The sequence below is a fragment of the Furfurilactobacillus milii genome (assembly GCF_009864005.1).
Classification (GTDB): Bacteria; Bacillota; Bacilli; order Lactobacillales; family Lactobacillaceae; genus Furfurilactobacillus; species Furfurilactobacillus rossiae_B.
Window position 1 is genome coordinate 36,681 of record NZ_WEZQ01000009.1, and the last position, 13,907, is coordinate 50,587.

Sequence of the window (13,907 nt, forward strand, 5' to 3'; positions counted from 1 at the left end):
CTAGTCTCACGATAAGAAAAAAGTATTTAGTGAGGAGATGTTCACAATGCTTAAAAATAAATGGGTTCAATTGTTAGCGCCAGTTTTAGTTGTTTGGTTGGTGTTGGGAATTTCAAAATTTGCGGCAAGCCCACATTCGATTGTGGGAGCAACGATGTGGGAAGTTATCCTTTTAGCTGGTCCGTTGTTACTGAATCTAGGGTGGCTAAATCAACCGATTGGACTGACATCGACTCTTTCGGCGCATAAATTAATGTGGATCAACTGGTATGGCATTTTTCGCGCTTTGCTGGCAATCGTTGTGGTCGTTATTGCAATCAGAGATGGCCGCGTCACGGCCATCTTAAGTGCCTTTGTTTTAGCGATGTTTGTCGGCCTCACTGAAGAATACGTTTTTCGCGGTATGATATTGCCATTAGCCATCAGGGCGTTTTCTGGAAAACATCAAATCTTTTTTGGCGTAATGGTTAGCAGTATATTATTTGGTTCAACGCACCTTTTCAATTTAACGCAACAATCATTGTTAGCAACATCAGAACAAATGATTTCTGCGACAGCTATAGGCGCCCTTCTGGCGGCAATATACCTGAGAACAGGAAATCTCTGGTTTGTCATCGTAACGCATGCGTTACAAGACTTTCCGGGCATAGCAGGTCCAAGTCAGGGCATGCAACTGGAGATGCCAGTGCTACCTTTGGTGATTATTGCGGCGGCATTCTTTATCTTTGCATGGTTATTGTTGCGAAAAACGAAAGTGAAAACAGTGGACTTGAAGCGACTTGGGTTGACTCCGATAATCTAGTTTTTAATTACGGCAGCTGTAACATGGGCTTTAGATTCATATAAGAGAAAAACGATCACACTTGAAGATTTTCGCTTCAGGTGTGATCGTTTTGATGATGCATTTTATTCATAGTAGCGTTTATTTTTTGCGAATGCTTTTTGTCCACAGACCACTGAAGTGAGTGAAGTGGTCTGGCGACAGAGCCGCGTGAAAGTCATACTAGCTTGTGGAAGCCAGCTAGTATGACGGGACGACTTCAGAGACGAGCGGGTTATGCGGCTCTGAATCGAGGTTGAAGACTCCGGGTTTGGAAGGCTGAGACCGGTCCCATGGAACGGCGTCGCTAGACTGCGTAACGCAATCACGCAATCACGCAATCACATATACCGTACTGAATTAGTCCTTGAACGGAACATCCACAAAACTGTGGTCCAAACTAATGGAGTATTGCAAATCTTGATTGCCACGAACCGTCATCCCAAAGTCGGTTGCATAAACAACCAATCCCAGTTGATGACCAGCTAACAGTCGATGGAACGTTGGCTGGAGTTCAACGCTGATCTCGTAGAATTGATTTGGCTTTAGTTCATCGTTTTGCCAAGGATGCTCACGGTTTTGCAGGTTAATGTGGCCCTTGGTAATCATCTTAAATGCAGTCTTGTGACTGGCCAACATGAATTCTCGCAAACTATCTTCACGCCAGTGGTAGCCCAGGTCCAGACCGTGTGCATCAATCGTCGTTGGCGAAACATTGAAGCGTTTGGCTTCACCGTAGTCAACCAGCTGAAAACTCAGCATGCCTAACGGTTGATTAACAGCGACTGCGGCGTGGACGATAACTTTCCCATCAATGATTTTCGTATCATCGAACTGAGCAGATTTCATCAATAGTCGATTATTACTCAAGGCATTTTTATCAGCAGTTAAGAGTTCTTGTTCCCAAACGTCATTATGCGCGGCGTAGCGGTCAAACGTTTCTTGGGGAAGCTGATCGCTAAATGATTTGGCCCCGTGATTAGCAGGCGTTGCGACCAGTTCGTCGTTTGCAAAATAGTAACGTGTTTTTGGCAACGTTGGTTCTGACCAGTCTTTGTATGCCGTCCAGGTTTCTGGTGTGACATTGTCTTGAATAACAACGTTTGGTAATTGTTCTTTAGCGCCATTATCAACGCCGTAGAGTTCATGACTGAGCCAGAGGTTCATCATGTCGGTATAGTCGATGGACCGGAAAGCGTTGATATAAATGTGCTGACCTTGGTGAAGAATAATTTTTTTGGTGACGGGTAAGTCACGTAATCCATCCCACAAACGTTCCACGTTGCGTGGTTTAACGTTCCAGTCGTTTAAACCGTGAACCATTACGATATCGGCTTTAATATTTTTAATGTTTTTGCGATAGTTTCGTTCATCCCAGAATGTATTGTAATTGCCGCTCTCACGGTCCATTTGTTCTTGCATTAACTTCATTTGTGCATCGAAGAATGGTTTGATGCCATGGTAATCAGCGGGTTTCATCATTCGACTGAATGTTTCAACGGCCAGAACGTCCGCGTCCTCACCAGGGAAGCCACCAGGTGCAATCACTAACCCGTTGTCACGATAATAATCGTACCAAGAGGAGATGGCAGCTTCTGAGATAATGGTCTTCAAACCGTCGACACCGGTCGTAGCAGCTGCAGTAGCTAGTGTGCCCAGGTAGGAGCGACCTGTCATGGCAATATTGCCATTGCACCACCAAGCTTTGATGGCAATATTATCGGTACGGTTGGTGAAGGCACGCCGAGATCCATTAAGCCATTCAATGATGGCAACGGTCGATTTTGTTTGTTCGACGGAACCACACGTTTGAACGCCATCGGAATCCACTGTGCCAATGCCAGCAGCATAAACGGCTGCAAAGCCCCGGGCCAGGAAGTAGTCGTTTAATGTGTAACTTGCTTCGCGACCAAATGTTTCTTCTGTCGCTGTAGTTTCCCCGGCAACGGTGCGTTTGTCCGGTAAAGTTTGGTCAGTTTCGTGGTATTCAATGTCAGCGTAGTTAGTATGATTGGGTTCTTTGGTTGTGAGTGGCACGTTGACATTGTGCGTTTGTGCCTCGCCGGCTTCATCGTTAATCCCTTGATTATAGGGGCTCGACGTGTAGAGCGCTGGAACTTTCAAACCATCGTTTGTTTCACGCGGTCGGATAATCTCTGCCTTTAATAAATCGAGCTTGCCGTCATGATCGGAATCAACGTCACTTTCGACATAGACCACTTCACGAATCAGATTGTTTTGATCAAACACAGGCTGTGCTTTCCCGTTAAAGAATAACGGCTTTTTGCTGGCAGGGAGGGAGTATAAATTAGTGAAGTAGCCATTAACGGCTAGTTTGTCTAAATATGTTTGCCCGTTTTTAGTGTGCGTAGTTAACAAAAGGTACCACGCAGCCAACACATCATCCTTAGACCATTCGTCATGATCCGTGCGGTAAACCGGCAGTTGAATCTTAGTCATGGCAGCCAATGGATCGGTTAAGTCGTAGTCGACGGTTTCCAGGAAGTCTAACAATTGCAAGGCCACACGATAGAAAATTGGCGCAGTCACAGGTTGTTCTAAATCCAACCAGTCGGCTAGGTTAGTCGCTGGGGTCGCCAGGTAGTTGGCCAGTTTGATGTCAAAATTGCTGCCAGTAGTGGCGTCCAAAAAGGCCTTGCGCAGTAACAAACGGTATGTGAAGACCCCGTTTGTTGCATTAGCAACGCTGGCATCGTAAAAGTTGATTGTCTGCATTTCACTGATTGCCGTTGTTAAATCGGTATCCAGACGGGCAAACTGATTATTTTTCATAATAAACTCCTTTATGTCTGCAAACCGATTTAGAGTGCGTCACTTGATTTGCAAATTCAAACACAATTTAAAAATAATTATAACGCTTTCTTTCACGTGATAATGGCAAAGGCATGAGAAACTTTAGAAGAGAAAGTTTAGTTGACAAGGCTACTTATTTTCAGTAAGTTTATCAAGAAGGAATAACGGATGGAGGCTATCACATGTCATTCACGACAAAAACAGTCGAACACGTTTGTTGCACACAAGAACAGTGTGTTTGTTTTGTCGTGGATCAACGTGTGGTTAGTCAACAAGTCTAGTTATCAATAATCTTTGATGATAACAGCGGACCTGACCACAATGTTGGTTAGGTCCGCTTTTTTGTCAATAAGCTAAGGTTGGTGGCAAACGTGCGATGTTGGATTTGCGGGCTATGGAATAAGTAAGCATACATTGGGAGTCAAATTTAAATTAAACGGGGCGATAAAAGTGAAATACTTTAAACATTATCTTCGAACGGTTGCGTTAGTTTCAGTTGCAACAGTTACGGCCATTACGTTAGCTGCCTGTGGGAATAAAAAGACCACCGCTAATAAAAATAATTTTCGCGTAGGTACCGTTGACGCCTTAGCGACGTTGAACAGTAGCCGTTACTCCGACATTAGTTCTGGTGAAGCCATCCAAAACGCAATTGAAGGGCTTTACAGGCTCAATCAAAAGGGCAAGCCAGTATTGGCTGGAGCAAAGTCCGTCACCGTGTCCAAAGATCAAAAGGTATATACATTTAAACTGCAGACAAACAAATGGACAAACGGCGATCCTGTGACGGCACAAAACTACGTTTACGCATGGCGAAAGCTTGCTGATCCGACGACGGGCTCTCCAAATTCGCAAAACATTGACCCATTGCAGAATGGTCAGGACGTCCGTTTGGGTAAGAAACCAATCACTGATTTAGGCGTAAAAGCCTTAAACAAGACGACGCTACAAGTTACATTAGCCAATCCAATCACTTATTTGAACGAGTTATTAGCCACTGCACCGTATGCACCACAGGATGAAGCTTATGTGAAGAAGCAGGGCCAGGCCTACGGTACGAGCGCCGCTCATGCCATTTACAATGGTCCATTTAAGGTAACTGAGTGGACAGGAACGAACGATAAGTGGGCCTTCGTGAAGAATTCAAAATATTGGGACGCTAAGTCGGTTCATATCAATAAAATTTCGCTGACTACCGTTAAGTCTGAAAGTACAGCGGCAAACCTATACCAGTCCGGTAAATTAGACTTTATTGATTTGGATAATGAGTATGTCAAGCAGTATAAGGGGCGGAGCGGTTATCACGTTCGCAAGATTCCAGCAATTGGCTACTTAAACTTCAATACTAAGCGGGAAGCGACGGGCAATGTTCACATTCGCCGCGCCCTTGCCACTGGCTTCAATAAGACACAGTTAACAAAGAATGTTTTGCAGGATGGGTCAACGCCGCTAAACGGGATTGTGCCAGCAAACTTTGTTAAAAATTCGGTCACTGGTGAAGATTTCCGGAAGTACAGTGGCAATTTAGTTCCGTATGATCGTGCATACGCGCAAAAGGAATTCAAGGAAGGGCTGAAAGAGCTTGGTAAAAAGAGCCTGACGCTGGAATTCTTATCGGCGGATACACCAGAGGCGAAGGCTGTCGCTGAATTCATGCAAAGCTCATATCAAAAGAACCTGCCAGGATTGAAAATTTCAGTCCGCGAAGTACCATTGAAACAACGCTTGAATTTTGGTCACAATTATCAGTTTGATATTATCTACGGTATTTGGAGTCCGGATTATCAAGATCCTTACCAATTCATCACGGATGGTGGGGCTTACCACTTGAACACAGACTACAAGAATCCAACGTATTTGAAGGATGTAGCAGACGCCAACTCGACGTATGCAACAAACCCAACCAAGCGTTGGGCGGCCTTGAAGGATGCTGAATATCAAATTGTTAAGAAGGACGCGTTTACTGCACCGGTTTTCCAAGGCGCCTACGTTTATATGCAACGTCCGAGCGTTAAGGGACTAGCCATTGATCCAAACGGAACAGGGTTGTTCTTCCGTGACGTGACAATCAAGTAATCGCAGATTTATAAAGTGCAATGACGGTTACGAATCGTTGTTGCACTTTTTGTTTTGTATCGATGGCCGCTTACGGTTGTCAACACTGACACACTCGCCATGGGACCGGTTCAGGCCTTCTGAAGTTCGAAGTCCTTCACCTCGCCGCCAAGCCTCGTGAGAACCGCGAGTCTTTGCGGCCGTCCGTGGTGTAAATTCGGCAAAACCAGCCCGAATTTACACCACTTTCACGGCTCGGTATCACTGTTGACGCCCTTCAGCTGACATAGTGACAGTAATTTGGCAGTAGTAGGGAACAAACTGTTTAACTATCTGTCAAGACGTTGAGGATAGTGGAAAAAATTTGCGTTAGCTACCATTTAACAATCAGAAACGGATCGATTGGTTGGAATGAGTTTCAACGTTTGATTCGACTGCTAGCAACGTGAATGTGAGCGAGAGGGCGGCAGCGTTGAAAACGACTGTGAGAGTGTTGTAGATTCGGTGAACTGTCCGAGTCTACAACACGGGACGATCTTACAGACGGCGGGGTGTGCCGGCTTTAAGGCGAGGTGAAAGACTGTGGTTTTCAGGCTCGAACCGGTCCCCGCAGGAGGTTTCAAAAGCAGCCAACCGTTAGCGGACTTTTATCCACCTAACGAAGACCAAACGAAGAAACAAATCGTAAGCAATCCGAACAAACACAATAAAAAATAAGTAGTTTATTACAACCAAGTGACACTTCCACAAGCTAGGTAAATTTGCTAGTTATTTGGTGCTATTTCGGTTACTATTGAAACCAATGTAAACCGCATGAGAATGCAGATTTAATGGTGATGGAGGGACGTTAGATTGACGAAAACCATTATTGAGTTTAAGGACATCGTAAAGCGTTACGGTGAGACCGAGGTACTCAAGGGTATCAACTTTCAAATAGAACAGGGTAAGTTCTACACTTTGTTGGGCCCGTCTGGATGTGGGAAGACCACAATTTTACGTATTATTGCAGGATTCACGGATGCCTCTGAGGGCGACGTGATGTTTGATGGCAAACGGATAAATAACGTGCCAGCTAACAAACGGAAGGTAAACACTGTCTTTCAGGATTACGCGTTGTTTCCGCATATGAATGTGTTTGATAACGTTGCGTTTCCACTGACACTACGTAAGGTCAGCAAAAAGGATATTCGTACCCGTGTTCTGGATGCGTTAAAGATGGTTCAATTGTCTGGCTATGAAGACCGCGAAATTAATGAAATTTCTGGCGGTCAACAACAACGGGTTGCGATTGCACGCGCCATCGTGAATGAGCCTGACGTGCTATTACTAGATGAACCACTGTCTGCGCTGGATATGAAGCTGCGTAAAGAAATGCAGTACGAATTGAGAGCATTGCAGCAACGATTAGGGATTACGTTTATTTTTGTGACTCATGATCAGGAAGAAGCACTGGCCATGAGTGATGAAATTTTCGTCATGAACGCTGGACAAGTGTTGCAAACTGGTTCACCGGTCGATATTTATGATGAACCAATCAACCATTTTGTGGCTGACTTCATCGGTGAGAGTAATATCGTGCGCGGTCATATGGTTGCTGATTATCTAGTTTCGTTTGCTGGGCATGAATTTAAATGTGTGGACGCTGGGATGCGGCCAAACGAACCGGTTGAAGTGGTTATCCGACCAGAAGACTTGGATATCACAACGGTGGACAAGGGGTCGTTGACAATGACTGTGGATACGCAGTTGTTTCGTGGTGTGTTCTTTGAAATCACGGGCCACGATGACACCGGTAACAGTTGGCGGATTCGCTCCATTCACCGCACGGAAGTGGGCGCCCAGGTTGGTGTGTTCTTCGATCCTGAGGATATCCATGTGATGCGGTTTAACGAATCTGAAGAAGATTTTGATGCCCGTTTGGAAACATATGAAGGGGAGGAATCTGATCGGTGAAACAAGGCAAACTGTTCTACTACATTCCGTACGGCTTGTGGATTGCACTGTTTGTCATTGCACCAGTCGTACTGATTGTTTATCAATCATTCTTTAATATCGCAGGGCACTTCACCCTAAGCAACTACGCGACGTATTTTCATTCAGGCGTTTACCTGAAAATGACGTTTAATTCTGTCTGGTATGCGTTTTTGATCACAGCAATTACGCTGCTGATCAGTTATCCAACGGCGTATCTATTGAATCAATTAAAGCATAAGCAATTATGGTTACTGCTGATTATTTTGCCAACATGGATTAACTTATTGTTAAAGACGTATGCCTTTATTGGATTACTATCACGTAGCGGCTCAGTGGACAGCTTTTTGACATTTATCGGTATCGGACCTAAACAACTGCTGTTTACCGATGCAAGTTTTCTATTCGTTGCAACTTACATCGAAATTCCGTTTATGATTCTGCCCATTTATAATGCTATTGCGGAATTGAGCCCGTCCTATGTCAATGCTAGCCGTGATTTAGGGGCTAGTGGCTGGCAAACGTTTAGCCGGGTAATCTTTCCATTAACACTGGATGGCGTAAAATCCGGGGTTCAGTCCGTTTTTATTCCATCACTATCACTCTTCATGATTACGCGCCTAATCGGTGGTAACCGTGTGATTACCTTGGGGACTGCCATTGAACAACACTTCTTGGTTACACAAAACTGGGGGATGGGTTCGACAATCGGTGTCATCTTGATTGTGGCAATGGTGATTACGATGCTATTAACCGGGGAACGCAAGGAAAAGGGGAGGACACGTCATGCAAAGTAAACTGTCCGGCTGGTCCAAAGCCTACCTCATTATTGTGTTTATCATTTTATATGCGCCAATTTTATTTTTAGTCATGTATTCCTTTAGTAAGGGCAATACGATGAGCAATTTTCATGGCTTCACGTTTGCCCATTATCAAACATTATTTCATGACCCACGATTGATTCAGATTGTGCTAGACACACTCATTGTGGCGTTGTTGTCATCCCTGTTTGCGACAATCATCGGCACGGCAGGGGCGTTAGGTGTGTACGAAACACGCCATCGTGCGATCCGACAGACCGTGCTGTCATTGAATAACATTTTGATGGTTTCTCCCGACGTTATTATCGGGGCCAGTTTCCTGATTTTCTTCACAATGTTAGGGTTGCGACTGGGTTTTATCTCAGTGCTACTGAGTCACATTGCTTTTTCGATTCCAATCGTTGTGTTGCTGGTTTTGCCCAGGTTGAATGAAATGAATGCATCTATGATCGACGCCGCCGCTGATCTGGGTGCCAATCCGTGGCAAACGTTGACGCGGGTGATTTTGCCGGCAATCATGCCGGGTATCTTTTCCGGTTTCTTTATGGCCGTCACGTATTCGCTGGATGACTTCGCGGTTACGTTCTTTGTCACTGGAAATGGCTTCTCAACGTTGTCTGTGGAAATTTACTCACGTGCTCGGCAAGGGGTCGATTTGGAAATCAACGCGTTGTCAACGCTGTGGTTCCTAGTTTCACTGCTACTGATTGCGGGGTACTATTTCCTGGAACAGTATAATCAGGGGCGCAAAACCAAAAACCGTCAACAAGTTGAGGCGGTGATCAAATGAAGCGATTAGTTAGTTTGGTTGTTGTTATCTTAGCAGTCAGTTTGGGACTTGGTCTGACTGCGCATCATTTACAGCGTGTTGAAGGCGTCGTTGGTTCTGGCAACAACGTGCTAAACCTGTACAACTGGGGCGACTACATCGATCCAGCGTTGATAACGAAGTTTGAACACGAAACAGGTTATCATGTCTCCTACCAAACGTTTGATAGTAATGAATCCATGTACACAAAAATCAAACAGGGTGGCACGTCATATGATCTGACAGTTCCCAGTGAGTACATGGTTCAGCGAATGAAGGCTGACCATTTACTCAGGCCATTGGATAAAAGCCGATTAACGGGGATGAACAACATTTCGCCCCAATTTAAAAACTTGGCTTTTGACCCTCACAATGAGTATTCTGTGCCTTATTTCTGGGGTACATTGGGGATTGTTTACAATGATAAGTTTGTTAAAAAAGGTGAATTGACGACCTGGGACGATTTGTGGAAGCCACAGTTTAAGGACAACATCATGTTAGTCGATTCTTCGCGTGATATTTTAGGATTGGCATTGATGTCGCAAGGCCACTCGGCGAATACGCATGACCAAACTCAGTTGGATGAAGCGGAGCAGAAGCTCACAAAGTTGACGCCTAATGTTAAGGCTGTGCTCGATGATGAAATCATGATGTACATGGAGCAAAATGAGTCAGCGGTTGCCGTAACATACTCTGGTAATGCGGCTGAGATGATCAGTAATAATAGTCATCTTCATTACGTCATTCCGAAGCCAAGTACCAATCTGTGGATCGATAACCTGGTTATCCCGAAGACGGCCAAACATTTGAAGGCCGCTTACGCTTTCATTAATTTTATGAACCGTCCGGAAAACGCCAAACAGAATGCAGAGTACGTGGGCTACTCAACGCCTAATGCACCAGCGGAACAGTTATTGCCTGCAGATGTTCGCCAGGACAAGGAGTTTTATCCAAGTGCTAGTGTCATCAAAGATACACAGGTATACCAAGACCTCGGTGTAAAGGAAACGGGTACGTATAACGATTTATTCTTGCAATTTAAGATGTTTAGAAAGTAAGTGAAACAGGCTTGTGGAATTTTTCCACAAGCCTGTTTTTTTGCGAGGCACTATTTATTTAGCAGCATTAGCAGTCGGGACATCTGCTAGTGTCCAAGAAATGGTGGCAGAGTAGTGACCGCTGTTAGCCGCGTGGGTGGGGTCAATTGTCAGTGTACTGCCAGATAAAAGGCTGTGAACATTAGTGTTCGGAGTTGTTGCGTTGATGACTGAAACTGGTTGGTCGTCATCTTTTAAAGTAGCCAACGATTTGTTTTGATCGTTAATCAAATTCAAACTAATGCCACCTTTGTCACCTATTGGCTGATGAGTCGCAGTGTTCGTAAAGGCAGCCATCGCGGCTGTGAGTGACCAACCGGAGCTGTGTACACGAGGATCATAAATCGATAGTAATTGTTGATCATTGCCATCATAGGTTAGCGATGTACTACCTGGGGTGTTACTAATTGATGCTAATGACACACCATGGGTAATGTTATTAACGGTGAGTGGCGTACCATCGGCTTTGCTAAATGTGAAGTTAGGGATGGCATCTAGCGTTAATTGACCACCGGGATTCACAAACAGACGTGCTTTGTTTGTATTCGTTTGCTGATCAGCCCCATTGAATCCGATAACTGCGTAATACTGTGTTTGAGTCTGTGAAGCACTAGTGTTTTTGACCGTTAACATACCATTTTGCATGCCGTCTGGGGATGCAGAAATACTTACGTTCGGTCCGTTAGTGGCGGGCTTGTCTGAGCCATGAGGCGGTATTTGATGCCATCCGACGACATAGGCTGATTTAGGAAATCCCTTGATGATGAAAGAAGCGTCAGTTCCCTCATTAACAAGTTTGTCCTGTAATGCGCCGACGTAAACAACAGTACTAGCGGTAATGCCGTTTGAAGTGGTGGCTGTAACCGTTACCTTGCCATATTGATTCAAATCTGAGGTTGCGGTTAGCTTGCCAGAGGTGGCGTCGATAGTGGCTAACTGTGAATTGTCAACAGACCACTTAATTGAATCCGTTGCATTAGCTGGCGTTAGCGTTGCCAGAATGTTTTCTGAATTAGCATTTGGGAGCGTATCGCTTTCACCTGCGATGGATAAGGCAGTGGCGTGTACGTCTTGCGGGGAAATCGTTACTTTGGCAACTTTGGACCAGTAAACGGAAGAAGTCAAAAACCCATGAATTGACACTGAAATTTGATAATAAAATGTAGAGACGTGATCAACGTGTTGATGAGTTTTAAAGCTGCCTGACAATGCATTGCCATCGTCCTGGGCTTTTTTCCAATTTTGACCATCCTCACTAATATACCAAGATGCTGTTATGTTATCTGTCCAAGGGTCAAAAAGAGATTTAATGGCTGTAAATGAAAGTTGGTAGTCTTTGTCTGATACGGTGTTCAGACTGAGCGGCTGTTGCGTGAAGCCACCGACAAACACCAATCTACCAACTGAAAATGGATCCGCACTCGGTGTGCCCTTGGGGACAATGTTGTCGTCTGCATGACCAGTAATGGGTAACAATAGTGACACTAATATGAACATGATGATACTCAACCACACGCGTTTAAACTTCATGTTGATTTACAGTCCTTATCCTTACTTTTTTGAATGGCGACGACTGCCCGCAAGATAGCCAACAATTATGAGAATAAGCGCGCCCAGTACGCTAAGCAAAATGTATAGCCAAGTCCAGTTGTGGTGAACGGTCACATGCCGATTGACTTGACGCGCTGTTTGGCGGGTGATTGTGAAGTGGCGGTTTAAATGCCAAATGTGTTTGCCTGATTTAGCGGTGAGCTTAAACGTGTAGTGACCTGGTTTTAACCGGTGCTTTGTAACCGGAACACCAAAATTAAAACTTGTTAACGGCGCCATTTCGTAATGCTTCTTGGTAGTTTCGTACAGTAGATGCGAATCGCCGCGATGGTACACTTGTCCAGTGATGGTCATTTCACCAAACATCACTGGTTGTGTATTAGCCACACTGGCGGTCACCTGCGATTGATAATGGTTGGTACTTGTTTTAATTTGATTCAACTTTAAATCTGGTGCTAGCGTCAATGAGTCCGTTTCCTGTAAATTGACTCCCAACGTCATTGCGTACCGGTTATTAATGCGAAAGTTTTTACCATTGGAAGGGTGTTGTGCATGCTTATCGGTTACGTAAAAGGCGCCGACAATTTGACCCTTGAGTTGTTTGGTTGGTGTTTTAAGGACAAACGTAACGGGTTTAGCTTCATGGGGGTTAAGAGCCACATTGACACCAGCGCTGACTAAATCCGTAAATGTATTATGTCCTGCGGGCTGCCGCTTTTTGTTAGGACTGTAGCTAATCTGACCGTTATCGCCGGTCCATGCATTTGTCGGTGTCACGCTCAACGTGCGTGCTTGCGATGAGGTATTAGCGACAATTAGTGTCAATCGTTGTTCTAAGGTCGGGTGAACCTTTAGATCGAAGTAGCTGACACTTTTATCGATTTGGTTATCAGGAATTTCAGCACGGACGGTAAAACCAGCGCCATTGCCAGTAGATGCTGCATTAACTGACGCCAGCGATAGTAAGAGGACGGCGAATAATGAGGCAAGTAATAATTCGAAATAATGTGTTCGATTAGGGGATAAACCGGACATACAAACACTCCTTTAATATAGTTGGCATTGCACTGAAACCCGTTTTGTCTGAGGACAAAACGGGCACGGTGAGTTGTTTAAGAGGTAGTGTAAATAAAAAGGTTAGGCTTTTGGCGCGTTAGCAGTAGGAACGTTAACCAAATTCCAGTATAAAGTGCCTTGATAAACACCCGTTGCGACATTGGTTTGCTTGCTGATGGTGAGGCTAGCACTCTTAGTGTCTGCGTAAAGGGCCTCGTTGAAGCCTTGACCGGTGCCCTTGTCAGCCGTCCAAATGGCGGTTTCTTGAGTGCCAGTGCCATTATCGTTTGTTGATGAAGCAGTAAGCGTGATCGCATTTGGCTTGGCAACGTCGCTATCGCTTTTTGAACTGGTTGCATTCAGTGCCAGTTTTGCATTTGCAATGGTGTCGGAACTTTTAGTGTTTTTGAATTGGCCTAGTGAGGTCATCAGCTTCCAGCCATTGTTCGTGCCAGTGTAGTCGGCGATATCGAGTTTACCATCGTTGTTACCATCAAAATTGTTGGCGCTGTTCACAGTGTTATCGCTGTAGTTAACAGTAACATCACCGTTGATAATGTCTGCGACTTTGGCGGTTGACAAATTTAGGTTGGGCACGTGGTCAAGTGTTAAATCGCCAGGCTTCACTTCAAATTGTGCAGTGGAGTGAGCTGAGGCGTTGCTAGTGCCATCAGCAATAAATCCTTGACCAACTGTTGTGACATTAGTGATGTTATTTGCGGCAGTACCTGGGCCATGGCTGTTGTCTGCTCCACGATCCGCGCTTACCGTGGCAGTGGTAAGTGTCAGTACTGCGAGGGTTGAAAAGAAGAATAAGGTTACCTTATGCATAATCGATAAATCCTCCGTTTGGCTTGCTGTGATGGTTCTTTAACCATTAGAAATCATTATTTTGGCCGTTAATTAGTGTTGCT

Annotated in this window: 10 protein-coding genes; 6 read left to right on the plus strand and 4 right to left on the minus strand. The window is 44.9% G+C overall.

Going from position 1 to position 13,907, the window contains the following annotated elements; genetic code table 11:
* The first annotated feature begins 46 nt into the window (after positions 1–46).
* Positions 47–802: a CPBP family intramembrane glutamic endopeptidase gene (locus tag GB993_RS06210; RefSeq protein WP_161003528.1), complete on the plus strand. Its 756-nt coding sequence runs from the start codon at positions 47–49 to the stop codon at positions 800–802.
* 378 nt (positions 803–1,180) lie between these two features.
* Here the strand turns inward: GB993_RS06210 and GB993_RS06215 are convergent, their stop codons facing one another.
* The gene (locus GB993_RS06215) at positions 1,181–3,613 is read right to left on the minus strand and encodes a Xaa-Pro dipeptidyl-peptidase (RefSeq protein WP_161003529.1); all 2,433 of its coding nucleotides are present in this window, start codon (positions 3,611–3,613) and stop codon (positions 1,181–1,183) included.
* Between the two features lie 471 nt (positions 3,614–4,084).
* On the opposite strand from GB993_RS06215, the gene GB993_RS06220 reads away from it, so the two are divergent.
* The 5 genes from GB993_RS06220 (at position 4,085) to GB993_RS06240 (ending at position 10,347) form a co-directional block, all read left to right on the plus strand.
* Positions 4,085–5,710: an ABC transporter substrate-binding protein gene (locus tag GB993_RS06220; protein ID WP_161003530.1), complete on the plus strand. Its 1,626-nt coding sequence runs from the start codon at positions 4,085–4,087 to the stop codon at positions 5,708–5,710.
* Between the two features lie 831 nt (positions 5,711–6,541).
* A complete protein-coding gene (locus tag GB993_RS06225) occupies positions 6,542–7,642 on the plus strand; it encodes an ABC transporter ATP-binding protein (protein WP_161003531.1) in 1,101 nt (366 codons plus the stop codon).
* Positions 7,639–8,457 (plus strand): ABC transporter permease subunit, encoded by an 819-nt coding sequence (locus tag GB993_RS06230; protein ID WP_161003532.1) that lies wholly within the window; start codon positions 7,639–7,641, stop codon positions 8,455–8,457. Before GB993_RS06225 ends, GB993_RS06230 begins: the two co-directional genes overlap by 4 nt.
* Positions 8,447–9,271 (plus strand): ABC transporter permease, encoded by an 825-nt coding sequence (locus tag GB993_RS06235; RefSeq protein ID WP_161003533.1) that lies wholly within the window; start codon positions 8,447–8,449, stop codon positions 9,269–9,271. The genes GB993_RS06230 and GB993_RS06235 overlap by 11 nt, the downstream gene beginning before the upstream one ends.
* Entirely contained in the window at positions 9,268–10,347 is a 1,080-nt protein-coding gene (locus GB993_RS06240; RefSeq protein ID WP_161003534.1) for an ABC transporter substrate-binding protein, read from the plus strand. Before GB993_RS06235 ends, GB993_RS06240 begins: the two co-directional genes overlap by 4 nt.
* Before the next feature lie 54 nt (positions 10,348–10,401).
* Here GB993_RS06240 and GB993_RS06245 read toward each other — a convergent pair whose 3' ends face one another.
* The 3 genes from GB993_RS06245 to GB993_RS06255 form a co-directional block, all read right to left on the minus strand.
* On the minus strand, positions 10,402–11,916 hold the full coding sequence (locus GB993_RS06245) for a WxL domain-containing protein (RefSeq protein WP_161003535.1): 1,515 nt from the start codon (positions 11,914–11,916) through the stop codon (positions 10,402–10,404).
* A 21-nt stretch (positions 11,917–11,937) separates the two neighbouring features.
* A complete protein-coding gene (locus tag GB993_RS06250) occupies positions 11,938–12,972 on the minus strand; it encodes a WxLIP family cell surface protein (RefSeq protein ID WP_161003536.1) in 1,035 nt (344 codons plus the stop codon).
* 102 nt (positions 12,973–13,074) lie between these two features.
* Complete coding sequence (locus GB993_RS06255) at positions 13,075–13,824, minus strand: WxL domain-containing protein (RefSeq protein ID WP_161003537.1); 750 nt, start codon at positions 13,822–13,824, stop codon at positions 13,075–13,077.
* Between the last annotated feature and the right edge of the window lie 83 nt (positions 13,825–13,907).

Bases quoted from the DNA above. Each gene is read 5' to 3' on its own strand.
- GB993_RS06215 (WP_161003529.1), bottom strand. From the start codon at position 3,613: ATGAAAAATAATCAGTTTGCCCGTCTGGATACCGATTTAACAACGGCA.
- GB993_RS06240 (WP_161003534.1), top strand. From the start codon at position 9,268: ATGAAGCGATTAGTTAGTTTGGTTGTTGTTATCTTAGCAGTCAGTTTG.
- GB993_RS06255 (WP_161003537.1), bottom strand. From the start codon at position 13,824: ATGCATAAGGTAACCTTATTCTTCTTTTCAACCCTCGCAGTACTGACA.
- GB993_RS06235 (WP_161003533.1), top strand. From the start codon at position 8,447: ATGCAAAGTAAACTGTCCGGCTGGTCCAAAGCCTACCTCATTATTGTG.
- GB993_RS06210 (WP_161003528.1), top strand. From the start codon at position 47: ATGCTTAAAAATAAATGGGTTCAATTGTTAGCGCCAGTTTTAGTTGTT.
- GB993_RS06250 (WP_161003536.1), bottom strand. From the start codon at position 12,972: ATGTCCGGTTTATCCCCTAATCGAACACATTATTTCGAATTATTACTT.
- GB993_RS06245 (WP_161003535.1), bottom strand. From the start codon at position 11,916: ATGAAGTTTAAACGCGTGTGGTTGAGTATCATCATGTTCATATTAGTG.